22 protein-coding genes and 1 riboswitch are annotated in these 23,687 nt (G+C 62.2%); of the genes, 16 read left to right on the forward strand and 6 right to left on the reverse strand.

The window, feature by feature from the left end; all coding sequences use genetic code 11:
• Positions 1-21 precede the first annotated feature (21 nt).
• Positions 22-1,755, reverse strand: coding sequence for a hypothetical protein (locus CXQ82_RS11450; RefSeq protein WP_101268923.1), 1,734 nt, complete (start codon positions 1,753-1,755; stop codon positions 22-24).
• A complete protein-coding gene (locus tag CXQ82_RS11455) occupies positions 1,752-3,539 on the reverse strand; it encodes a tyrosinase family protein (protein WP_101268925.1) in 1,788 nt (595 codons plus the stop codon). The genes CXQ82_RS11450 and CXQ82_RS11455 overlap by 4 nt, the downstream gene beginning before the upstream one ends.
• A gap of 158 nt (positions 3,540-3,697) precedes the next feature.
• Between CXQ82_RS11455 and CXQ82_RS11460 the strand changes: the two genes are divergently transcribed.
• The 14 genes from CXQ82_RS11460 (at position 3,698) to CXQ82_RS11530 (ending at position 17,318) form a co-directional block, all read left to right on the forward strand.
• Positions 3,698-4,153, forward strand: a complete 456-nt coding sequence (locus tag CXQ82_RS11460) for an Lrp/AsnC family transcriptional regulator (protein WP_101273766.1) — start codon at positions 3,698-3,700, stop codon at positions 4,151-4,153.
• 526 nt (positions 4,154-4,679) lie between these two features.
• Positions 4,680-5,273, forward strand: coding sequence for a transposase (locus CXQ82_RS11470; RefSeq protein ID WP_101268929.1), 594 nt, complete (start codon positions 4,680-4,682; stop codon positions 5,271-5,273).
• A 56-nt stretch (positions 5,274-5,329) separates the two neighbouring features.
• Entirely contained in the window at positions 5,330-6,910 is a 1,581-nt protein-coding gene (locus tag CXQ82_RS11475; protein WP_101268931.1) for a ShlB/FhaC/HecB family hemolysin secretion/activation protein, read from the forward strand.
• 24 nt (positions 6,911-6,934) lie between these two features.
• Positions 6,935-8,734, forward strand: a complete 1,800-nt coding sequence (locus CXQ82_RS11480) for a DUF2341 domain-containing protein (RefSeq protein WP_101268933.1) — start codon at positions 6,935-6,937, stop codon at positions 8,732-8,734.
• 11 nt (positions 8,735-8,745) lie between these two features.
• On the forward strand, positions 8,746-9,171 hold the full coding sequence (locus tag CXQ82_RS11485; RefSeq protein WP_010211136.1) for a biopolymer transporter ExbD: 426 nt from the start codon (positions 8,746-8,748) through the stop codon (positions 9,169-9,171).
• A 3-nt stretch (positions 9,172-9,174) separates the two neighbouring features.
• Positions 9,175-9,879 (forward strand): energy transducer TonB, encoded by a 705-nt coding sequence (locus CXQ82_RS11490; RefSeq protein WP_101268935.1) that lies wholly within the window; start codon positions 9,175-9,177, stop codon positions 9,877-9,879.
• A gap of 55 nt (positions 9,880-9,934) precedes the next feature.
• On the forward strand, positions 9,935-11,635 hold the full coding sequence (locus CXQ82_RS11495) for a putative porin (protein ID WP_101268937.1): 1,701 nt from the start codon (positions 9,935-9,937) through the stop codon (positions 11,633-11,635).
• A gap of 18 nt (positions 11,636-11,653) precedes the next feature.
• The gene (locus tag CXQ82_RS11500) at positions 11,654-12,280 is read left to right on the forward strand and encodes a DNA repair protein (protein WP_101268939.1); all 627 of its coding nucleotides are present in this window, start codon (positions 11,654-11,656) and stop codon (positions 12,278-12,280) included.
• Between the two features lie 19 nt (positions 12,281-12,299).
• Positions 12,300-12,773 (forward strand): YbjN domain-containing protein, encoded by a 474-nt coding sequence (locus tag CXQ82_RS11505; RefSeq protein ID WP_101268941.1) that lies wholly within the window; start codon positions 12,300-12,302, stop codon positions 12,771-12,773.
• The gene (locus CXQ82_RS11510; protein WP_101268943.1) at positions 12,770-13,711 is read left to right on the forward strand and encodes a peptidylprolyl isomerase; all 942 of its coding nucleotides are present in this window, start codon (positions 12,770-12,772) and stop codon (positions 13,709-13,711) included. The genes CXQ82_RS11505 and CXQ82_RS11510 overlap by 4 nt, the downstream gene beginning before the upstream one ends.
• 51 nt (positions 13,712-13,762) lie before the next feature.
• The gene (locus tag CXQ82_RS11515) at positions 13,763-14,740 is read left to right on the forward strand and encodes a LysR family transcriptional regulator (RefSeq protein ID WP_101268945.1); all 978 of its coding nucleotides are present in this window, start codon (positions 13,763-13,765) and stop codon (positions 14,738-14,740) included.
• 341 nt (positions 14,741-15,081) lie between these two features.
• Positions 15,082-15,220: riboswitch (cobalamin riboswitch) on the reverse strand.
• Positions 15,221-15,247: 27 nt separating this feature from the next.
• A complete protein-coding gene (locus tag CXQ82_RS11520; protein WP_101268947.1) occupies positions 15,248-15,835 on the forward strand; it encodes a histidine phosphatase family protein in 588 nt (195 codons plus the stop codon).
• Positions 15,832-16,587 (forward strand): precorrin-6A synthase (deacetylating), encoded by a 756-nt coding sequence (gene cobF / locus CXQ82_RS11525; RefSeq protein ID WP_101268949.1) that lies wholly within the window; start codon positions 15,832-15,834, stop codon positions 16,585-16,587. The genes CXQ82_RS11520 and cobF overlap by 4 nt, the downstream gene beginning before the upstream one ends.
• Before the next feature lie 11 nt (positions 16,588-16,598).
• Positions 16,599-17,318: an alpha/beta hydrolase gene (locus CXQ82_RS11530; RefSeq protein WP_101268951.1), complete on the forward strand. Its 720-nt coding sequence runs from the start codon at positions 16,599-16,601 to the stop codon at positions 17,316-17,318.
• Positions 17,319-17,350: 32 nt separating this feature from the next.
• Here the strand turns inward: CXQ82_RS11530 and CXQ82_RS11535 are convergent, their stop codons facing one another.
• Both CXQ82_RS11535 and CXQ82_RS11540 read right to left on the reverse strand, forming a co-directional pair.
• On the reverse strand, positions 17,351-17,905 hold the full coding sequence (locus CXQ82_RS11535) for a hypothetical protein (protein ID WP_101268953.1): 555 nt from the start codon (positions 17,903-17,905) through the stop codon (positions 17,351-17,353).
• Positions 17,906-17,977: 72 nt separating this feature from the next.
• Positions 17,978-19,786, reverse strand: a complete 1,809-nt coding sequence (locus CXQ82_RS11540) for a monovalent cation:proton antiporter-2 (CPA2) family protein (protein ID WP_101268955.1) — start codon at positions 19,784-19,786, stop codon at positions 17,978-17,980.
• A 211-nt stretch (positions 19,787-19,997) separates the two neighbouring features.
• On the opposite strand from CXQ82_RS11540, the gene CXQ82_RS11545 reads away from it, so the two are divergent.
• Positions 19,998-20,363 (forward strand): type II toxin-antitoxin system RelE/ParE family toxin, encoded by a 366-nt coding sequence (locus tag CXQ82_RS11545; protein ID WP_101268957.1) that lies wholly within the window; start codon positions 19,998-20,000, stop codon positions 20,361-20,363.
• Positions 20,356-20,661 (forward strand): XRE family transcriptional regulator, encoded by a 306-nt coding sequence (locus CXQ82_RS11550; RefSeq protein WP_101268958.1) that lies wholly within the window; start codon positions 20,356-20,358, stop codon positions 20,659-20,661. The genes CXQ82_RS11545 and CXQ82_RS11550 overlap by 8 nt, the downstream gene beginning before the upstream one ends.
• A gap of 139 nt (positions 20,662-20,800) precedes the next feature.
• On the opposite strand, the gene CXQ82_RS11555 is transcribed toward CXQ82_RS11550, so the two are convergent.
• Positions 20,801-21,703 carry an EamA family transporter gene (locus CXQ82_RS11555; protein WP_101268960.1) on the reverse strand — a complete coding sequence of 301 codons (903 nt, stop codon included), beginning with the start codon at positions 21,701-21,703 and terminating at the stop codon, positions 20,801-20,803.
• Positions 21,704-21,756: 53 nt separating this feature from the next.
• Positions 21,757-23,661, reverse strand: a complete 1,905-nt coding sequence (asnB, locus tag CXQ82_RS11560; RefSeq protein WP_101268962.1) for an asparagine synthase (glutamine-hydrolyzing) — start codon at positions 23,659-23,661, stop codon at positions 21,757-21,759.
• Positions 23,662-23,687: the final 26 nt, after the last annotated feature.

Below are 23,687 nucleotides of genomic sequence, written 5' to 3' on the forward strand. Positions count from 1 at the left end.
GGCGTGGGCGGCGAGAGGGAGTCAGGCGCCGGGCACCAAGGCCAGGCCACTTTCCCACGGGTGTTCGGTGGCACTGGGGTTGGCGGCTTCGCTGGGGTTGAGGGCCCGGACGGTCACCAGCCCCGGTGCGGCCGTGCTGCTGACCGTGACGGTCATGATGTAGCCCTGGGTGCCGCCGCCGTCGGTTTGCCCGGGAATCGCCGAGGCGTCAGGCAAGAACTGCGTGACCTGGGCCGTGATGCCAGGGTTGGAGAACTGCACCCGCGCATCCGCCACGGTGGTGTTCGGGTCGGCGCCTTGCACCACCAGCACAAACTGGCCCGAGGTGCCGGGCGCGAAACTGGTCGGCAAGTCGCTGGGGGACTGGCCATAGAACAGGTCCAGCGGCAGCAATTGCACCGGCCAGGGTTGCGCATCGGTGTTATTCGCCGCCACGCAGTCGCACTCCTTGGGCGTTTCGGCAAGCGGCGCCGGGGTCACGCTGAGGGCCACGTCCAACTGGTCGGCAATCACCCACACGTAGTTGATTGGCGTGCCGTTGATGGTGATGTCATTGATCGAGAACCCCGCGCTGGCCGGCACCTCGAATACGGCCTGCAGGATCTGGTCGGACTTGTTCGGGCCGGTGCCGGCGGTGCCCCGGGTGACGCGCCAGTAGCTGCTCACATCCTGGCCCTGAGGGCCTTTCCAGCCGCTGAAGGAAGTGGGTTGTTGCAGGTACAGGCCGATGGGGTTGGTCAGCGAGATCAGGTTTTTCACCGCCGCCTGGTTGGCCGAGAAGCCGATGTGTGGATCGGAGTTGCGATAGTTCTGCCCGTACTGGGCGCAGCAGATCAGGCTTTGCTGGTTACGGCTGCTGTTGAGCGGGCGCAGGATGGTCGCGGCGGCCGCCAGGTAGATCTCGGCGCTCAGGGTGTTGGGGCCGGAGGTCAGGTGCATGGCGCCGCCCGAGACGCCCGGGATGCGTACGGTGCCGCTGTTCCATTTGTTCACGGTGTCGTAGGCCGGGCGGCCGGTGGTTGCGTCGATCACCGGGTCGCCGGCGTTACCGGTCGGGCCGTTGGCGGTGTAGCGCAGGTACAGGTCTTCGAGTTTCACCTGGGGGTCGACATACGCCTGGTACAGACCGAGCACGGCGTTCGGGTCGATATTCCACATGGTCAGGAAGTAGGCCGGGTTTTCGCTGGTGAACATGATGCTGCGCATGTTGCCGTCGGGGTCGCGGGTGATCGACCACTCGCAATACTCATCCAGCCAGCCCCGTGGGCCCGACGGTGAAAAGTCGGCGTAGGGGCCGTTCCAGTTGATCGATTTGCACAGCACGCTGGGGATCTGCAGCTGGGTGGCGGCGGGGTCCGGATACAGCGAATAAAGGGTGCCATTGAGGGTGATCTGGCCGTGGTCGGTCAGTTCCATCACCTGGTCGAGGGTCATGGCTTGGCCCCCCAGCTGGGGCACCACGGCCGCGCCGTTATTGTAGAAAAACGTCCACAGCCGGTTGGGGAAGGGCTGCCAGGTGATGGTCAGCGGCGTCTGTGTGCCGTAGCCGCTTTCGATGGGGTTGTAATAGCCCGAACGCGGCGCGTCGTTGAGGTTGGACCAGGGGTTGCCGATGACCGACATCTGGGTCCAGCCGGTGACGTTGTTGTTCCAGTCTGTTTCGAAGGTGGATAGCTGGTCTTCCAGGCCCAGCTTGTTGTAGTCCTTGGGCGCCTGTTCGGCGGGGGAGGTGAATTGGGTGAAGGGTGTGCTCATGTCGGTTCTCCAGCGTTGGTGTTGGCGGAGGTGGAGCAGCAACCGGCCCTCGGAGCGGGGCCGGCGGCGGTCAGGCGTGGGTCGTCCCACACCAGTTGGGCGATAAAGCCAGGCAGCGGCGCGTAAGCGTCGGGCGCCAATACCTGGCCACTATCGAGATGGGTCACGATCAGCGATAACTGCGCCGCGTCGGTGGGCGTGAGGCTCAGGGCCTTGGCGCTGCGTGCGGCGTTCAGCGCCCGCGAGACGCCCTGGGTGATGCAGCGGCCCTTGTCATCCACCAGGCCCATGCCGATACGGCTGAAACGCCCGACGTAATGGGGGTTGTCCGCACTGACGTGGTGCACGCTGGCGTCGGGCTGGTTGAGGAATACATCGATCAGGAAGGTGTCGTGGGTGCAGCGCACATGGTCGAACACCACCCACGGGCCGGTGCTCGCTGCGTGTGCCTGGCAGCAGGTTTTTGTCGCGCCGAACTGGGGCGCCACGGGCGCGCCGTAGTCGTAGCCGATATGCCGGCTGTCCTGGGCCATGTCGCCCAGGGTGGTGTAGCACCAGGCGTCCGCGCTGGTGAAGTTCACGCTGTTGGCCTCACGCCCGGCGAACGGTTGCAGCACGCACTGGGTGGTGTACTGCGCGGCGGGGTTGGCGCGAATCCACACTTCCAGCATGCGGTCGATATTGGCGTGGTAGGAGCAGAACACCGGGTCGAAGGCGGTGTAGGCGTTGTCGGCCATGTCGCCGCCGATCCAGCCGTGGTAGTTGTCGTGGGGCTGCTCGTAGAGCCCGTCGAAATTCAGCGCGCGGTTGGGGTACAGGTTGTCCGGTTGCGGCGGGTCGAAACTGGTGATGTTGGCCCACGGGTAGCCCGGCACGCCCTGGGGCTGGCTGAAGGTGCTGAAGGCGAGCGCGTCGACCACTTGCTGCTGGAAGATCCGGCTCATGCCATACAGGCGCGTACGTTCGATGCGAAACGCCTCGCCTTGGGTGTAGAACAGCGGGTTGCGTTGTACGTACAGGCAGTCCACGCCGTCGACGTCGCCGCGCGCGCACACTTTGGAGCGGCCATCCTTGGCTGCCGCGTAGCGCAGCGGGTTACGCCGCACCTCGCCGGTGTGCGGGTGCACATAGGTTTCATCGAGGAACGCCTGGGGCAGGCCCGCTTGAGGGCTGCCGTCGACACTGGCGTCGGCGGCCATCCAGTCCCAATAAGGGATCGGGCAGTCGATCAGGGCTTCGAGGTACAGCAGATACGCGCGGTGCCACAGGGCGAACGCTTCCTGGTAATGCAGGCACCAGTTTGTGTGGATGTAGGCGTAACGCTGCCAGGGCGCGCCGCTGTCCGGATCGCCGATGTGCATCACATCGTCCAGGCGCGCGCGGTACCGGTTCAATTGCTCCGGGCTCAGGGCGCGGATGTCCTGGCGCACGCGTTGGACGGGCTGCGGCAGTGTCGGCGGGGGGATGCGCTCGGCCACGTCGAACGGTGAGTCGGCGTCGAGCCGCCAGCCCTGGTTGACCCATTGGCGAAAGGTTTCCAGGGCATCGATGGGCCAGAATTGCTGCGGGTCGGTGGTCAGCGGCATGTTGCGCGAGGCGAGGTGCTGGTAGATGGTTTGCGACCAGGTTTTTACCGAGCCCGGGTCTTCGAGGAACACCTCGTAGGCATTCATGCAGCCTACCCACGTGGCGGCTACAGCGGCGCGTTCGGTGGCGGGTATCCAGTAGGGCGCGCTGAAAAGTCCTTGGATATCAGCGGTCCATGTCGGTTTCGCGACTATCATAAGATCCCTCTCATGCCGCCCCGAGGCCAGGTGTTGGCCGGGCTGCTAAGCTGAATCGAGGTTAACCAGCCTCTGCGCAGGATTTGTGCAAATTGGTGCGTCTTGGCGACGTATTTATTGCAATTTCTCAAGGATGAATTGGACCGATGACCGATGCCATGGATCTGAAGATCCTGGGCCGGCTGCAAAAGGATTGCGGCCAGAGCCTGGACTTGTTGAGCGACAGCGTGGGGCTGTCATCCACCAGTTGTTACCGGCGGATTCGCCGGATGGAAAGCGTGGGGATTATCAAGGCTAAAGTGGCGGTGTTGGATGAGCGCAAGCTGGGTATCCAGGTGACGGCGTTTTTCCTGATCAAGCTGGATAAGGACAGCCATGATATTGATCGCAGGATGCAGCATATTCTTGCGAGTCATCCGGAGATTCAGGATTGTTACTTGATGACCGGGGAGTTTGATTTTGTGATGGTTGCGAAGTTTCGCGATGCTACGGAGTACACCGAGTATATCTATCGGTTTCTGGAGACTTATCGGGAAATTCCGATTCGTACGTATTCTTCTACGTTGGTGGTACGTACGGTTAAGAAGTCTTATGAGTTGCCTTTGTATATGTGACGGCGTGTATATCTGTTATTTGGGTAACGGCTAACCCGGCGTCCTGTCGGGTTACCCACGGGTTCAAACCTGCGCGCGGCCAGCGTGTTTGATGGGGCGCCTAAGATCAAAAGCACAGCACGGCGGCCTGAGAGCCGAGCGGTTTCTCAAGCCGAACTCAGGTCAAAAATGTGCGAGCGGGCTTGCTCGCGAATGCGGTGCATCAGATATACATGTGTTAACTGATACACCGCATTCGCGAGCAAGCCCGCTCCCACTTTTGGAGCTCTACACACCGCCTGGCCGAGGGGCACGAGCCTTTTGGTTGCTTCGGGCTGGGCCGGCATTCGGGCGTTTCCAAAGTGACCCGCTTTAAGAGCGGAACCCCCTCTAATACCACCCCCCAACCGCAAAAAATGAAGCTTTCATGACAAAAGTTCGGTAGTCCTTGGCCACTCCCGTCTCTCCTTTGTATCGCGATTGACAACGTCAGCACGGCGTTTTTTTCAACCGCCAGCAGGATGCCAGGAGTGGGGCGATGGGAACTATGGAACGTTACTCGAAAGTCGGCATGCAGGAGCTCGATCAGCGCCTGTCGAAGATCGTCGAAGCGGCGCGCAAGAAGCCGGTGTCGGTCTATCGCTACGGCGCGCCGTGGGTATGGATCGTCTCCCAGGAGGATTGGCAAGGCGCCTTGAAGGAAGTCGCCAGCTTCATCCCGGCGGGCCATTCCCTGGTGCTGCTGCGCCCGCAGATCGATGAAGTACTGGACCAGCATCGTGACTGGCTGGCGGCCGAACCCACGATGTCGATTGCGCCACAGACCGTGTTGCAGATCCTGCTGCTGCAGCTGTTGTATTCCGTGCCCAGCGAACAGCAACTGCATGAACAGCTCAACTACAACCTGCTGTTCCGTTGGTTCGTCGGCCTGGACCTGAACCAGAAGGTCTGGAGCATCCACGTGCTCACCCGCGACATCGCCACGCTGCTGGACAACCCGCGCGCGGTGCAACTTATCCAGAAAATCATCGGTGACGTGTTTTGTGGCGCCTTGCTGCACATGCCGGAGTTCTCCTTGAACTTCGCCCTGTTGCACACCTGGCTGGCACGGCATGGCAGCACCTCGATATCCAGCAATTGAGCAGGCCGTACGCCGTGCAACCGGCGGCGCATAAAAATACAAGGTCAGGGGGCGGTGTGGAGCATCTGTTCAAATTAACGTTGGCGCTGTGTTGCGTGACGCTGGGGAGCTTGACGCAAACCGCGCGGGCCGAGGAGGAAACGGCGCGCAAGGTGGACGTCAACGAGTACTTCGTGCGCGGCAATACCGTGCTCGATGCGGCGACGATCGAGGAGGCGGTGTACCCGTTTCTCGGGCCACAAAAGACCCTGGACGATATCGAAGGCGCCCGTGATGCGCTGCAGAAAATCTACCAGGCGCGCGGTTATCAGTCGGTGTTTGTCGAGCTGCCGGAGCAGAAGGTCGATGACGGCATCGTCTACCTGCAAGTCAGCGAAACCAAGGTCGGCCGCGTGCGAGTGGTCGGCGCCAAGCATTACTCGCCGGTGGAGATCCGCGAGCAAGTGCCGGGCCTGGAGGAGGGCACGGTGCCGGACTTTGCCACGGTGCAAACCCAGCTCGCCGGCCTTAACCGTGGGGCCGGGCGCCAGGTCACGCCGCTGGTGCGTGAAGGCCAGCGCCCGGGCACCATGGATGTGGATCTGCAGGTGGAGGACCAGAACCCCTGGCACGCCAGCATCGGTCTGAACAACGACTACAGCGCCGACACCGAAAAACTGCGCTCAGTCGCGACCCTCGGCTACGACAACCTGTGGCAACTGGGCCACAGCATTTCCCTGACCTACTTCACCGCCCCCCAGGACACCGACAATGCCAAGGTCTGGTCGGGCTCCTACACCGCGCCGCTGAACGAGCGATGGAGCCTGCAGTTCTCCGGCTACCAGTCCGACAGCAATATCGCGACCATCGGCGGCAGCAACGTGTTGGGCAAGGGCCACTCCTACGGGGTGTCGGCGATCTACAGCCTGCCGGCCGCCGGTAATTGGGCCAACTCGTTCTCGTTCGGCATCGACTTCAAGGATTTCGACGAGGAGATGAAGTTCGGGTCCAGCAGCGACCAGGTGCCGCTCAAATACGCACCGTTTAACTTCGGCTACAACGGCTATCGCTACACCGAGCAATCGCAACTGGGCCTGGGCTTGAACCTGGTGGTGGGCACGCGTGCGTTTTTCGGCTACGGCAGCGACGCCGAGGAGTTCGACTACAAACGCTACAAGGCCAGCGCCAGTTTTGCCGTGCTCAAGGGCGACCTGAATTACACCTACACCTTCGCCAACGATTGGCAGTCCGCCTCCAAGGCCGGCTTCCAGTTGGCCTCGGGGCCGCTGGTGTCCAACGAGCAGTACTCCGCCGGCGGCGCCACCTCGGTGCGCGGTTACCTGGCGGCCGAGCGCACGGGGGATGACGGTTATCTGCTCTCCCAGGAATTGCGCACCCCGTCCCTGGCCAAGTTCCTCGGCAGCTACGTGCAGGAATGGCGCTTCTACGCCTTCGCCGAAGGCGCACGCATGCGTCTGCACGACCCACTGCCCGAGCAGGAAGACGAATACAGCCTGGCCAGTGTCGGCCTGGGCACCCGCGCCAGTTTGAGCAAATGGTTGTCCGGCAGCCTGGATTGGGGCTACCCGCTGCTCGATGGACCGAACACCCAGAAACAGGACTCGCGACTGCACTTCAGTGTGCAGGCGACTTTCTGACTTTTTCTCCCGGAGATTTCACCCATGCAACGCCTAATCCTGAGCCTGTTGATCTGCCTGGGCTTCGCGCTCCCGGCCACCGCCCATGCCTGGTGGCAAGACGATTGGCACTACCGCAAGCAGATCTCGGTAGACACCACCGCCCAAGGCGCCGCGATCAGCCAGGCCCTGGGCCGCACTGCGCTGCTGGTGCGCCTGCACACCGGCAACTTCACCTTTGACGGGGTCAAGGACGACGGCGCCGACCTGCGCTTTGTGAGTGCCGATGACAAGACCGTGTTCAACCATCAGATCGAAAGCTTCGACCCGCTGATGGGCATGGCGCTGATCTGGGTCGATGTGCCCAAGGTCGAAGGCGGCCAGCGCCAGGACCTGTGGATGTACTACGGCAACCAGAAGGCCCCGGCCACAGCCAACGGGCAACTGACATTTGATCCGAACTACACCGCGCTCTACCACTTTGACGGCGCCAACGGCACGCCGGCCCGGGACACCACGGCCTACGCCAATACCTCGGTTAACGCCAGCGGCGCGAGCATCGATGGCGTGATCGGCCGCGCCTTGCAGTTCGCCGGCCAGCCGTTGCTGTTGCCGGCCAGCCCGTCGTTGCAACACGCCGCCGGCGGCGCCTTCACCGCCAGCGCCTGGCTGCGCCTGGACCAGGCCAGTGGTGAGCAAGTGGTGCTGGCCCGCCGCGACGGCCCCCATAGCCTGTTACTGGGCGTGAACCAGGGCATGCCGTTTGTTGACGTCGACGGCCAGCGCGGCGTGTCGACCCAGCCGCTGAACCCCGGCCAATGGCAGCACCTGGCGTTCACCGCCGAGGGCGAAAAGATCACGCTGTATGTGAACGGCCGCGAAACCGCGACCCTCGCCGTGGCCCTGCCGGCGTTCAATACGCAACTGGCGGTTGGTGCCGACCTGCCAGACGCTGGTAGCACGCACCTGCCGTTCGCCGGGGCCATCGATGAGCTGCGCCTGTCCAAGGTGGCACGCCCGGGCGCACTGTTGCTGGCCGATGCCAATGCCCAGGGCGCCGAGTCGAAACTGGTGGCCTACGGGGTGGATGAAGAACAGTCGGGCTTCGGTTTTGGCAGCCTGGGCTTCCTGCTCAACGCCGTGCCGGTGGACGCCTGGGTGATCATCCTGGTGCTGGTGGCGATGATGTTCCAGTCGTGGGTCATCATGCTGCGCAAGAACCGCCAAGTCAGCCGTGTGAGCAGTGCCAACGAGATCTTCCGCGAGCACTTTGCACAGATCGGCACGCGCCTGGAGATGTATGCCGACGACGCCCAGTTGGGCGAACGTCTGCGCCATTCCTCGTTGTGGCGCCTGTACCTGGTGGCGGTCAAGGAGATCCGCACCCGCCGCGCCCAGGGCGCCGACACCTCGTCGGTCTCGGCCGCCACCATCGAAGCCATCCGTTGCTCCATGGACGGCGTACGCACCCGTGAAAACCAGCAGCTCAGCGCCAAGCTGTCGACCCTGTCCAACGCCATCGCTGGCGGCCCGTATATCGGCCTGCTCGGTACGGTGCTGGGGATCATGGTGGTGTTCCTCGGCACGGCCATGGCCGGTGACGTCAACATCAACGCCATCGCCCCGGGCATGGCGGCGGCCTTGCTGGCCACGGCCATGGGCCTGTTCGTCGCGATCCCCGCGCTGTTTGGCTACAACCGCCTGATCACGCGCAACAAGGAAGTCAGCGCCGACATGCGCGTGTTCGTCGATGAGTTCATCACCCGCCTGGCGGAGATGCATGGCGAGAGCCAGCACAGTGAAGCCGCGCACCGCCGCGAGCATCACGCCGCGGTTCCGGCCTGAGGAGAATCACCATGGCTTCCGTAAATGCCTCCCACGACGATGACGATGACGCCGCCGTCGACAGTATCAACATCACGCCCCTGGTGGACGTGCTGATGGTGGTGCTGGTGATGTTTATCCTCACCGCCACCGCCCAGGTCTCGGGCATCCAGATTCACCTGCCCAAGGCCAGCGCCTCGGTGTCGTTGTCGGAGGCCAAGACCAAGGCGATCTCCGTGAATGACGGCGGCCAGGTGTTCCTCGACGCCTACCCGGTGACCCTCGGCGAGCTGGAAGAGCGCCTGCGTATCGAGAAAGCGCTGAACCCGGATTTCCCGGTGATCGTGCGCGGCGACGCGATGGTGCAGTACCAGAAAGTCATCGAAGTGCTCGATTTGCTGCGTCGGCTGGAGCTGTCCCAGGTCGGGCTGGTCACCGGCAAACCGAGCCAGGGCTGAGTCATGACCGCACAGATCCCGATCGCGCCGTTGCCCGTGAAGAAGAAACCGCCGTTGCGCCCGCTGAAGTGGGGCGCCGGCCTGTTGCTGGGCGCCGTGGCAGCTTGGTTTTTATGGCAGTGGGCCAATGACATGAGTGGCGTGCGCCGCGAAGCGCCCAAGGTGCCGACGATTATTCCGTTGCCACCGCCGCCGCCACCACCGCCGGAGAAACCCAAGGAGCCCGAGCCCCAGGTCGAAGAAAAAGTCCCGGAACCGGTGCCCAGCCCCGAGCCCGAAGAGGTCAAGCCAGCCGAGGAAGCACCGCCTTCGCCTAACGAAGATTTAGCCAACCCGATGCAGATCGACGGCGATGCCCAGTCCGGCAATGACGGTTTCAACATCGGTGCCGGCAAGGGCGGCGGCATGGCGGGCAGCGGTGGCGGCGGGTTGGGCACCGGTACTTACAAACAGTACCTGGCCGGTACCTACCAACGCCTGATGCGCGAGGACCCGGAACTGCGCAAGAAAGCGTTTTCGATACAGATAGACCTGTGGTTGGGCGCTGAAGGCGAGGTGACCAAGGCAGTGGTGGCCAAGTCCAGCGGGGATGCCGAGACCGACGCCCAGATGCTCGCCCTGGTGCGTGCGCCGCGTGCCACCCAGAAGCCTCCGGCGTCGCTGACGCTGCCCATGCGCCTGTCCCTCAAGGGCCGGCGCCCAGATTGATCGTTTGCTGTTCTAACGACTTTTTTCAACGGTTTTTTACAGGAGTTGCGTACACATGATTTCCCCCGTGAATCGACTGACCCTGGCGGTTGGCATGGTCATCGCGACCCTGGTTGGCCAGGCGGCGGCAGCCCCGGTCGCCCCCTCGGAAAACGTCACCATCAACCTGATCCGCCTGTTGGTGCAACAAGGCGTGTTGACCCAGGACACCGCCAATGGGCTGATTGCCCAGGCCGAAAAAGAAGCCCAGCAGGCGCGGCAGGCCAATGCCGCGCCGGTGGTGGCCGCAGGCCCGACCGCTGCGCCGGGCGATGTGCGCGTGCAGTACGTGCCGCAAGCGGTGCGCGATCAGATCCGCGACCAGGTCAAAGCCGAAGTCATGGCCACCGCCAAGCAGGAAAACTGGGCCCAGCCCAATACCTTTCCGGACTGGATCTCGCGTATCAGCTTTGATGGCGACATCCGCCTGCGCGATGAATCGCGCTACTTTTCGGGCAATAACAGCAACAACATCACTGACTTCGCGAAGCTCAATGACACCGGCCCCTACGACGTCAACAAAAACTCCAACACCCGCTTTCCACCCTTGCTCAACACCCGCGAGGACCGTGAAAACCTGTTCCGCCTGCGCGCACGCCTGGGCATGAAAGCGGTGATTTCACCGGAATGGACCGCCGGCATCCGCATCGCCACCGGCTCCGACAACAACCCGGTTTCCACCACCCAGACCCTCGGCGGCGGCTTCGGTAAAAAGGATATCTGGCTGGACCAGGGCTACCTGACCTGGAAAACCACGGATGACATGACCTTGACCGCCGGGCGCATCGGCAATCCGTTCTACTCCACCGACATGATGTACTCCAACGACCTCAACTTCGACGGCGTGGCGGCGATCTTCAACCACAGCCTCAATAGCGAATGGGGCCTGTTCGGGACGCTCGGCGCGTTCCCGGTCGAATACACCTCCGACACCGCCAGTTCCAACGGTATCGACAAGGAAGACAGTCAAACCAAATGGCTGTTCGGCGGGCAAATCGGTGCCGACTGGAAGATCAATCGGGCTAACCGCCTCAAGCTTGCCGCTGCCTACTACCAGTTCCAGGATATCGAAGGCGAACGCTCCAGCCCTTGCTCGCCGTGGGCCGGAGCCGCGGGTTGCGATACCGACGGCACGCGTGTGGCCTTTATGCAAAAAGGCAACACGGTGTTCAATTTGCGCAACAACACCACCAACCCGGCCACCCCAGCCACCACGCCGGACCCGCAATTCGTCGGCCTGGCCTCCAAGTTCAACGTGCTGGACCTCAACCTGGTCTGGGACAGCGAACTGCCCAGCGACTTCAAGCTGCGCAGCCAGGGCAACTTCATCCACAACCTGGCCTACGACAAGAACGAGATGCTCAAGCGCAGCGAGGGCGAGATCGTCAACAACATCAACAGCAAGGGCCAGTTTGAAAGTGGCGGCAATGCCTTGATGGTCTCCTTCACCCTCGGCAGCGCGCTGGAGATGCGCAAGCGCGGCGACTGGAACGTGCTGGCCGGCTACAAGTACATCCAGCCCGACGCCTTGCCCGACGGTTTCAACGACTCCTCATTTCACCTCGGCGGCACCAACGCCAAGGGTTACTTCATTGGCGGCAACTACGGCATCGACAAGAACATCTACGCCAGTGCGCGCTGGTTGAGCGCGTCCGAAGTGTATGGCGCGCCGTTCGAAGTGGATGTGATGCAACTGGAACTCAACACGCGCTTTTAATGCGCAGGGAGATGCCACATGAACACGCGAATCTGCGGGCTGCTGTTGCTGTTCGTCGCCACAGCGGCGTCGGCCGAAGGCATGGAGGAACGCTTGCGTACGCAATTGCGCAGCACCACCCAGCAATTGCAGGCGCTGCAAAGCGAGCAGGCCCAGGCCAGCGCGGCGCGTATCGCCGCCGAAACCCAGGCCAAACAGGCTCAGGCACAAATCAAGCAACTGACCGCCGAGCTGGAGAAAACCCGTGGCGTGGCCGAGCAAATGGCCGGCCAGCAGCAGAGTTTGCACAACCAGGCGCAAGCGCAGGTGGCGGCGAGCAACGAGCAGATCGGTAAGTTCAAGAAGGCCTATGACGAACTGCTGGTGCTGGCCAAGGGCAAGGAAGCCGAGCGCGGCCGCTTGCAGGCACAACTGAGCGAACGTGACACACAAGTGCAGCAATGTTCAGTCAAGAATCAACAGATGTACGGCGTGGCCCAGCAATTGCTCGCGGCCTACGAAAAGATCGATGTGGCCGAGGTGATGAGTATTCGCCAGCCCTTCGCCAGCGGCGCGCGGGTCAAGTTCGAGGAACTGGCCCAGGGCTTTGGCGACGATCTGTACAAGAGCCGTTTCGATGCGCCCCAGGCGGGCGTCAATCATTGATCACAAGGAAGAACCGCACATGAACGAATTGATCATCAACGTGACCACCCAGAGCCTCACCGACCTGCTGCAAGAGGCCGGTTATCGCGTGAACCAGACCGAGCAGAACGGTATCGTGCAGTTGCTCAGCGCCAGCCAGGGCATCGGCTTTGCCGTGCGCTTCGGCAACCCGGCGGCAGAGCAGGGCAGTTATGTGGATTTCACCTACAGCTGTGCGCTGCGCATTCAAGGGGAGCTGCCCGAGGGCCTGGCCCAGGTATGGAACGCCTCGCGACGGTTCGCGCGGCTGTCGGTGCAGGGTGAATTCCTGTTGATGGAAATGGACGTGGTGGTGGCCGGTGTTGGCGCACTGCACTTGCGCAGTCAGTTGGAATTGTGGGACCGCCTGCTGCAGGAGTTTATTGTCTACCTGCGTGAATACAGCCAGCAGGCAGCGCAGTTGCAGGCCCAGGCCGAGGCGGTGGCCACTGACGCAGAGGCACCTGTCCTGTGAAGAAGCCAACCCTGATGGTCGGCGCGGGTGCGCTGGCCTTGCTGGTGGTGGCGGTGGGGTTGAGCGTACGCCCAGGCAGCGACCCGGTGGCCGCGCAACAACCGGCGCCGGCGCTCAGCCCTGCACCGAGCGGGCCGGCGGTGGCACGCCTGGGCAACCAGCAAATCGACCTGCCGGAGCTGAAAACCGTACTCGCCAGCCTGCCGGCCGAGTCCCGCGAGCAATTACGCGGTAACCGTGGCGCGCTGGAAACCTGGCTGCGCTCACGCTTGGCGCAAAAGGCCGTGCTCGAACAGGCTGACGCCCAGGGCTGGCGCCAACGCCCCGAGGTGGAACAGCAGACCCGCGCCGCCACCGAACAGATCGTGTTTCGCGACTACATGCTGTCGGTCAGCCAGGTGCCGGCCGATTACCCCAGTGCCGCCGAACTGCAACAGGCTTATGACAGCGGCAAGGCGCAATGGGTAACGCCGCCGATGTACCGGGTGAGTCAGATTTTCCTCGCGGTGAATGACCCACAAAGCGCCGACGCCGTGCGCCGCCAGGCCCAGGAACTGAGCCGCCGTGCCCAGGCGGCGCCGGGTGATTTTGCCGCCTTGGCGACGCAATATTCCCAGGACCCGGACACCGCCGCGCGCGGTGGCGATTCGGGCATGCAGCCGTTGCAGCAACTGGTGCCGCAGGTGCGCGAGGCGGTGTCGAAGCTCAAGGTCGGTGCCGTATCGGACGTGGTGCAGAGCGGGGCGGGCTTCCATGTGCTCAAGCTCACCGGCCAGCAACCGGCGCGTACCGCGAGCCTCGACGAATTGCGCGAACGCCTGACCCAGGCCCTGCGCGTCCAGCGCCAGGAGCAGATTGCCAAGGCCTATCTGGAAGGCATGCTCAACACCGCGACGTTGAGCATCGACGGTGCCGAGTTGAACAAAGTGCTGGAGTAACACGCGCCAACCCGCATTGGATGCATCGACCGACAAGACAGGGAGTCTCACATGGCATTACTGGAACCGTCCGGCCAACCAGGGCCTTCGGCCTATCGCGCACCCGCCGAGTCGCGCAGCAGCTGGTTGGCGCTGGCCAACGAGATCGACCCGGAGGTGGCACGTTATTTCCTGGTGAGCGCGCGTTGCGGCTGTTTCATGCAGGCGGCGCGCAGCCTGAATATCAAGGCGACCCTGCTGCGCAAGCGCCTGGCGCAGCTTGAGGAACAGGTGCGGCATGCGTTGTTCTGCTACCAGGGCAACGGCCTGGTGCTCAGCCGCGACGGCCAGCAATTACAGGCTCAGTTGGTTGCCCTGGCCCACGCGCGGCGCTTGCCGGTGGTAGAGCAGCCGCTGATCCGCCTGGCGGTCGCCGAGCCGATCCTGCATGACATCCTCGGTCGCGACCTGATTGCCTTGCTGCGGCGCAACGCCAGCGTGCGCCTGGAGATCATCTCCCTCGACAGCCACCTGTCGCTGCAGGCGGTGGACGTGGATGTGGTGCTATGGCTGGCGGACGGCGACAGCCCGGTGCCTGGCCCGAGCTTTGCCACCAAACCGCCCCGGGCTCTCGCGCGCCTGCAGTATCTGCCGCATATCGCCAAGCGTTACTCACGACTGACCACGCGGCCGGACAGCGTGGAGGATTTGACCGACTACATGCTGGTGCAATGGCAGCCGGATGCGCAGGTGGATGCATTGCAGCCTTGGAACCAGGTGGTGCAACAGCGGCTGGCGGCGGTGGTGCAGGTGCAGGCGTATTCGCTGATGCTGGAGATGATCCGCTGCGGCGCCTGCATCGGGTTGCTGCCGCATTACATGAGTAGCTTTGACCGGGGGTTGGTGGCGTTGCCGGGGTTACTGGGTGAGAGCATGCAGCGTCGGGTTTGGTTGGCGGTGAATGCGCAGATAAAGGATGCGGAGGCGGTGCAGGGGGTTGTGGAGTTGATTGTGGGGACGTTTGAGGGGCGGCGGGAGTGGTTTGATTGACTGGGGGGGCAACACTCGGCACCTCGCTTAGGCTCGGTGTGCGGCCAGCTTTTGATCTGCTCTGCTTTGGCTATTGATCTTGATCTTAGGCGCCCCGTTAACCACGCTGGCCGAAAACAGGTAGTACGGAGCGGGTAAACCGGCAGGACGCCGGTTTAGCCGCGACGGGGCAGGGACGCCCCGTCGCGGCGGCCCGCTCCGTAGTACCTGTTTTCGGGCACACCGAGCGTGAGCGAGGTGCCGAGTGGTGGGGCAAGAGCATTTTGGTTACTTTTGTGCTTTTCAAAAGTGACCCGCTGTAAGGGCGGAACCCTACTCAGCCGTTACCGCAGCAACGGATATGTACACATAAGGGGTGAAGCAGGCTCTGGCCTACGGCTGTAGGGCCGCATACAGTGGCGCGACCGCGCCGGCATCGAACCGGCTTGCTCTTTCATGTTCGTTGTAACATGTGAAACAACTTTGCCGGTCTACGCTGACTGCGCTTCGAAACCGAGTGAAATAGCCATGCAGGCCACCCGTTTGACCCTTATTTGCCATGCCGTGACGCCGCTGCAGAAACAGGGGCGTTTCCCCGATGACGAGTCGGTGGCGATGGATTGGCAGGGTGCGGCGTTGTCCCTGGCCGGGCGCTACAAAAAAAGCCCGCGCCTGGTGTGCGGGCCGGAGGCACGAACCCGGCAGACGGCAGGTTTGTTCGGCGCGCACCCAGTGATTGAAGACGCTCTGCACGACGCTGATTTTGGCGCTTGGAAAGGCCAGGCCATCGGGGACATTGAAAGTGCGCAACTCGATGCCTGGCTTACCGACAGCACCAGCGCGCCCCATGGCGGCGAATCGGTGCAGCAGATCTGTGGGCGGGTGGCACAGTGGCTGAAATCCCTTGAAACCGAGCCTGGCCATGTAGTCGCTGTGACTCACCCGTTTGTCATCCGGGCTGCACTGCTGAACGTGCTGCAGCTGCCGATGACGATGTTTTATCGGATCGACGTCGAGCCCCTGGCCATCACCGAGCTGCGCTTTAACAGCGTGTGGCGCTTGCGCCTGGAGACTCACATGGCAAAATCGTCGCCCCGCAATGAGAGCAACCCATGAAACGCATCCTGATCATCGGCATTGGCGCCGGCAACCCTGACTACATCACGATGCAGGCCGTGAAGGCGCTGAACCGCACCGACGTGTTCTTCCTGATGGACAAGGGCCAGAGCAAAGACAAGCTGATCGACCTGCGCCGTGAGATCTGCGAAACCTATATCACCGAGCCCGGCTATCGTTTTGTCGAGGCTGATTGCCCTGAGCGCGTGCGCGGTGATATCGACTACACCACGGCCGTGCGCGACCTTAACCGCGACAAGCAGCAGACGTTTGAACGCATGATCAATGAGGAAATGGCCGACGATGAAGTGGGCGCTTTCCTGGCCTGGGGCGACCCGGCGCTGTACGACAGCACCATTCGTATCCTGCAGGCGATCCTGGCCAGTGGCCGCTGCACCTTCGAATTCGAAGTGATCCCCGGCATCACCAGCGTGCAGGCCCTCGCAGCCCAGCACAAGGTGGCGCTGAACCGCATCGGCAAGTCCATCGAAATCACCACCGGGCGCCGCCTGGCCGCGGGGCAGGCGAGTGATGCCGATACCCTGGTGGTGATGCTCGACGCCGAGGACTCCTACCGCACGGTGGCCGATCAGGACCTGGATATTTACTGGGGCGCCTACCTGGGCACGCCGGATGAGATTCTCATCAGCGGTAAAGTCAGTGACGTGGCCGAAGAAATCCAACGGGTGCGCAAGGCGGCGCGCCTGGAAAATGGCTGGATCATGGACACTTACTTGTTGCGCAAACCCTGAGGTAACGTCCCATGCTCAAACTGTTTGCTCTGGCACTGACCCTGCTGGCCGGTGCCGCCCAGGCCGACGCCAGCCTGCGTACCGACTTGCCGTTGGCGTACCTGGAACAGACCCAGGGCGACGCGCGTAACCAGCCATTGGTGATTTTCCTGCACGGGTTTGGCAGCAACGAGGAAGACCTGTTCGGCATCAAGGACGCGCTGCCGTCGACTTGGACCTACCTGTCGGCCCGCGCGCCGATGCCGGTGGACCCCCACGGTTATCGCTGGTTTACCAAGACCACTGGCGACGCCGATTACAACGGCGAGACCGCCGACCTGCAACGCAGCGCCAGGCTGATCGAAGACTTTGTGACCCAGGCCACGGCCAAGTACCACACCCAAAGTGATCGGGTGTTCCTGGTGGGGTTCAGCCAGGGCGCGATCATGTCCTATGAGGTCGGGCTGCGTAAGCCTACGTTGGTGCGTGGGATTGCGGCGCTGAGCGGCAGCGTGTTGCCGGTGCTCAAGGCTGAGCTGAAGCCGGATGAACGTTTGAACCGGCTGTCGATCTTTATCGGCCATGGCACGTTGGATCAGGCTTTGCCCTATGCCTCGGCGACGCGGGCGAACGAGGTGCTGACCGGGCTGGGGCTGAAGCCTGAGTTTCATGGGTATCCAGGGATGCCGCATACCATCAGTGAGGCGGAAGTGCAGGACCTGAAAGCCTGGTTGGAAAAGAACCTAAGATAATCACAGTTTTAAATGTGGGAGGGGCGATCGGCTTACTTACCGCCAGTGATCTGCTTCACCAACGCCGCATGCCCCTTGGCATCGTCGGCCCGCGAAATCGCCTGAATCACCAGCAGATGGTTGCCCGAACCGCCAAGGAAGGTGGAGTTCAGGGTCTTGCCGCCGCCCTGGGTGGCGGTGCTGTCCACCTGGCGCAGGCCGAGCCCTTTGAACGTGAGTTTTTTCTCGTTCAGTTTCTTGAAGTCGGGCAGGGCGGCGCGCTGGTCCTTGACGAACCCGGCCACGGCGCCGTCCAGGAATTGCGGGTCGTTATCCCCGATGGTTACCCCGTCGTTGCGCAGCGTTTCGGCGACGATCACCACACTTTTCGTGGTTTGGTTGGCGTACATCGTGCCTTGGGTGTCGGCGGTACCGTCTTCGGCCTTGCCGGCCGGCAGGGTGTCGGCGGTGTAGGCCTTGGGCAGGTTGAAGGAAAACTTACCGCCCAAGGTGGAGATGGTTTGCGTGCTCGGTTTGGCGGCGGCGAATACGCTACCGGCGCTGAGCGCAAGGGCCAGCAGGACTGCGGTCTTGGTGAGGGTGGCCATGAAGCGCTCCGGTGATGAACGAATTTGCGCCGTATTCTGTCAGAAAAATCGCAAAATCGTTCATCCCCAGCCTCACACCTTGTCGGACTCTTCCTCAAGCCGATCCATCTCAAACAAGCGCGCCAGTTCCGCACGGGCTTCCTGGGCGGTTTGCATCACCTTCGCTGCATCGTCGTACACCGCGTGTTGTGCGGCGAGCACCTGCAGGTCGTGGTTCTTGAAGCGGGTGATGCGCGCATCGGCCTGGGCCTGGCTCAACCCCAGGCCCACCAGGGTGCGGCGGCTCATTTCCAGGCTGGAATAGAAGGTCTCACGTACCGGCGACGCATCCAGGTCCACCAGGCGGTGCACGTGCTGGCGGTTACGCGCGCGGGCGATGATCTTCATGTGTGGGTAGAGGCTGCGCACCAGCTCGGCCGTCTTGATGTTGATCTCCGGGTCGTCCATGGCGATCACGAAGAATTCCGCCTGGTCAACCTTGGCCGCGTGCAGGATTTCCGGGCGTTGCGGGTCGCCGTAGAACACCGGCATGCCGCCGAAACTGCGGGTCAGCTCGATGGTTTCCACCGAGGTGTCGAGCGCGATGAACGAGATGTTCTGCGCACGCAGGATCCGCGCCACGATCTGGCCCATGCGGCCCATGCCCGCGATCACCACGCGCGGCGCATCGCTTTCGATGGTGCGGTATTCCTCGGGCACTTCCACCGGCTTGACCTTGGGCTTGAACAGCTTCGGGCATATCAGCAGCAGCAACGGGGTCACGGCCATGGACAGGGTGATGGTCAGCACCAGGATGTCGTACAGGTGGGGCTCGAACAGGCCCTGGTCGCGGCCGATCTTGAACACCACAAAGGCAAATTCACCACCGGCCGCCAGCACCACGCCCAGGCGCAGCGCGCTTTCGCGGTTGAGATCACCCACCAGGCGGCCCACCGCATACAGCAACGGCAGCTTCAAGCCGATCAACAACAGGGTCAGGCCGATCACGACAAGCGGCGAGCTGAGCAGCAGGCTAAGGTTGGCGCCCATGCCCACGCTGATGAAAAACAGCCCGAGCAACAGGCCCTTGAACGGCTCGATCTGGGATTCCAGCTCGTGGCGGTACTCCGAGTCCGCCAGCAGCAGGCCGGCGAGGAAGGCGCCAAGGGCCATGGACACACCCACCAGCTCCATCAACCAGGCGGTGCCGATCACCACCAGTAACGCGGTGGCGGTGGACACTTCGCGCAGGCCGGTCTTGGCGACGATGCGAAATACCGGCCGCAGCAGGTAGCGCCCGCCGATGATCACCACGGCGATACTGCCGAGGATCTGCAACACATGTTGCAGGCCTTGGGCTTCGGTGGTGGGGTGATCGCTGCCGGCCAGCAGTGGCACCATGGCAATCAGCGGGATCGCGGCGATGTCCTGGAACAGCAGGATGGCAAACGCCAGGCGCCCGTGCGGCTGGTTCAGCTCCTTGCGTTCGGCCAGGCTTTGCAGGCCAAACGCGGTGGATGACAGCGCCAGGCCCAGGCCCAGCACGATTGCACTGTTCCACGGTTGGCCAAACAGCCACAACGCCACCACGCCCATCACCAGGCCGGTGAGCAGCACCTGGGCCAGGCCGACGCCAAAAACAGCCTTGCGCATTACCCATAACCGCTTGGGTGACAGTTCCAGGCCGATGATAAACAGCAGCAGCACCACCCCCAGTTCGGAGAACTGCGCCACGCTTTGCGGGTTGCCAATCAGACCGAGCACCGACGGGCCGATAATCACACCGGCGAACAGATAGCCCAGCACCGCGCCCAGCTGCAGGCGCTTGGCCAGGGGCACGGTCAGCACGGCGGCGAGCAGGAACACCACGGCTGCTTGTAATAGGTTGCCTTCATGGGGCATTGCGAACTCCAGGATCTTTAAAGCCAATCAACAGGAGCGTATTAGAGCGCTTTTTACATTTCGATAATTGTGTTTTTGCAGCGTCTGACCGTTTGCCTTCACGCCGGAAGTACGTACAAACAATTTCCCAGGGCCCGTGGGTGGCAGCTCATCCGTTTTATCTACTAGTTTTTATGCTCTTGAGTTTATATTCCATAGGTGGCATATTTTCATGGGCTGGGAAATTGAATACACGGATGAATTCGGCGCCTGGTGGGAGCAACTGGGAATCAAGGAACAGGTGTCGGTATCTGCCAGCGTGGATCTGCTGGGGCTTTTCGGGCCGGGCCTGGGCTTTCCCCACAGCAGCGACATCAAGGGCTCCCGGCACGGCAACTTGCGGGAGCTGCGCATACAGCATGCGGGGCGACCTTACCGGGTGCTCTACGCCTTTGATCCAAGACGATGCGCGTTATTGCTGATCGGCGCAGATAAAACCGGGCAACACCGATGGTATGAGGCGTACATCCCAATGGCAGAAAAGTTATACGACGTACATTTGGAAATATTGCGTAAAGAGGGCCGTAACCATGGCTAAGAAATTCGCTGAGCTTCAAGCCCGCATGACACCGCAGGCACGTGAAGACGCCAAGCAACTGTTCGAGCAACACCTGAAGGAAATGCCGCTGCATGAGCTGCGCAAGGCTCGGCAGTTGAGCCAGGAGAGTCTGGCCAAGCGCTTGAATATCAACCAGGCCGCCGTCTCGAAGATGGAACGGCGCACCGACATGTACATCAGCACGTTGCGCGATTACATCCGCGCAATGGGCGGCGAGCTGGAAATTATTGCGACGTTTCCCGACGGTCAGGTAAGGATCGATAACTTTGCCTGTTGAGTAGGCGGCAGTACGCCGAAGCTGTGGCGAGCGGGCTTGCCGAATCGTCGCAGCGCCGCGTTGGACTGCATAGCAGGCCCATTTTTGGGGTCGCTTCGCAACCCAACGCGGGCAAGCCCGCTCGCCACAAGGTTCGGATTTATTTTTCCGCCTGCATCACGGCCGGGCGCCCGGCAGGCACCAGATTCGCCGGCTTGCGATACAGCCCCACCGCCAACCCGGCGATGATGATCCCGATCGAGATCAGGTTTGGCGTGGAAATACGCTCGCCGATTATCAGCATCGAACTGGTGATGCCAAACACCGGAATCAATAGCGACAGCGGCGCAACGGTCGACACCGGGTACAGCTTGAGCAGCGAGTTCCAGCCCCAGTAGGCGAAGTGCGTGGCCAAGTACACCTGGAACAGGATGGACAGGATCGCCGTCAGGTCGAGGCTGGCTTGCAGGCCTTCGAACGCGGCGCTGCCATGCATCAGCCAGGCCGTGAGAAACAGCGGGATGGGTGGGATCAGGCTGGCCCACACCATGAATGAGAAGATCTCCTTGACCCCGGATTTCTTGATGATCACGTTACCCACGCTCCACGCCACCGCGCTGAGGACGATCAACATGACCCCCAGCACCGCATGGTTGCCTTCCTGGGTGGAAATGATGCCCGCCAGGCCGATCAGGGCCATGACGGCGCCGATCATCTGTGCCCCGCGGATTTTTTCCTTGAACAGCACAAAACCCCAACCCATGGTGAAGAACACACTGAGTTGGATGATCAATGAAGCGATCCCCGGGCTCACGCCCACCTGGATGCCGTAGTTGATCACGCCCCACATGCCCAGCCCGAAGATGAAGCCGTAGGCGGCCACGTAGCTGAATTTCACCGCCGGGCGTTTGATGAAGAACACCAGCGGCAAGGCGGCGAGGGCGAAGCGGATGCCGGTGAGCACAAACGGGTCGATCGCGCGCAGGCCCAGTTTGGTGATGGGGAAATTCACCCCCCACACCAGGGTGACGAGTACGGCGAGCGACAAATGTTTTTTCAGCATGGACCCTCCTTGGGTCTAGCGGCGCACCGCAGGAGCGATGCGCCGCATACAGGTCAGTTCAAGGCGAACCGTTTTTGCATCAGGCACAGCCCGGCAATTTCCATCAGCAGGTTGTCGGCCGACGCGCGCTGGGCAGGAGACAGGCTTGGCAGGGTGGCCAGCAAGGCGCGCACTTTACGCGAATCGAAGAACGGCACATTACTCAAGGCCGGGCCGCTCAACACGTCGTTGACCATTTCAAACAGCTTTGACTGCGGGCTTTCGGACGCCGGCGGCGCGCGGAAGTACTGCTTCTTGCGATCCAGCACGGCCTGGGGCACATACGGGCGCATGGCTTCGCGCAGGGCGTATTTTTCGGTAGCACCACGCACTTTCATGTTGACCGGCAGGCGGCAGGCAGCTTCGATCACCTGGTGGTCCAGCAGAGGCGGGCGGCCTTCAAGGCTGCCGGCCATTTCCATGCGGTCGCCCAGGGAGGTGAGGACCACATTGGGCAGGCTGGACTTGGCCACCATGTACAGCGAGCGGTTCACCGGCTCCCAGTTGTTGAGCGCGCGCGGGCTGAGGCGGTCGTAGAACTGGCGGTAGGCATCCACATCACAGAAGCGTTCACGGAAGTCGTCGGTGTACAACTGCGCCAGGGGGCCGAACAGCGCCGACTGGGTTTGCAGCCAGGACACGCCGTGGCCCAGTTCATCCTGAACCCACTGCACGTCATTCTTGGCGCCAGGCAGGTAGCGGTCTGCGCTGGCGTGCAGGCGGCGGCTGAGTTCGGCGATCACCGCCGGGTCCTGGTGTTCGTGGTTGTACAGCACCATATCGCGGCGGTAATGCGGGTAGCCGCCGAAGACTTCGTCAGCGCCTTCACCGGTCAGCACAGCGCGCATGCCCTGGTTCTGCACGTATTTGCACAGCAAGTACTTGGCCACGCTGTGGGCGTTGGCGAACGGCATCTCGGCGTGCCACAACGCATTTTCGAAATTGTCCGCCATGTCGGAGGAATTTACCGACAACACATTGAGGTGTGCGCGGTTATGACGGGCGGCGATCTCGGCGTATTGGCGTTCGTCGTAGGCCTGTTCGCCTTCAAACGACAAGTGAAACGCCTGCAACGGCTGGCCGGTCAGTTCGGTGGCAATCCCCAGCATCGCCGAGGAATCCAGGCCGCCGCTCAGGCACACACCCACTGGTACATCGGCATGCAGGCGCAGGCGCACGGATTCTTCGATGGTGTTGCGCAGGGAGTCGATCATTTCGGCTTCGCTGCGCTGCTCGGTGGCTTTGGCGTCGGGGAACTCCCAGTCCCAATACTGCTCGGTCTGCAGGCCGCTTTCGTCGGCGATGATCCAGCAACCCGGCTTGACGCTGCGGATGTTGTTGAACACCGTACGGTCGCGCAGGATAAAGCCACGGCTGGCGTAGGCTTCGTGGTCCCACTGCGCCGGTACGCCGGCCGCCAGCAGGGCCTTGATTTCGGAAGCGAAGTACCAGGCGCCTTCATGTTCGGTGTAATACAGCGGCTTGACACCCACTCGGTCGCGCACGGCAAACAGCTTTTTGCGCAGGCGGTCGAAAATCAGGATGGTGAATTCGCCGCGCAGTTGCTTGAGCCCACGTACGCCGTGGCGGCGGTACAGGTGCATGGCGATTTCGCTGTCGGAGGAGGTCTTGAAGCGGCAACCGTAACCTTCAAGCTCTGCGCGAATGCGTTGATAGTCATAGAACTCGCCGTTGACCATCATGACCAGGTCGCCTTCGTCGGCGACGATAGGCTGGGTGCCATTACCCAGCCCGACCAGGCCCAGGCGCACATAGCCGAACGCTGCCTGGCCCTTGGGGTCGAACCACTGGCTGGAGCTGTCGGGGCCGCGATGATGGATCGCGCGCAGGGCGGCATCGAACATGTTCGGGTTGAACGTACGAGGTTGTTTGGCAAACACGCCAATGTATCCACACATAAACATTACTCTATTGAATTTGTATT

The sequence above is a fragment of the Pseudomonas sp. S09G 359 genome (assembly GCF_002843605.1).
Lineage (GTDB): Bacteria > Pseudomonadota > Gammaproteobacteria > Pseudomonadales > Pseudomonadaceae > Aquipseudomonas.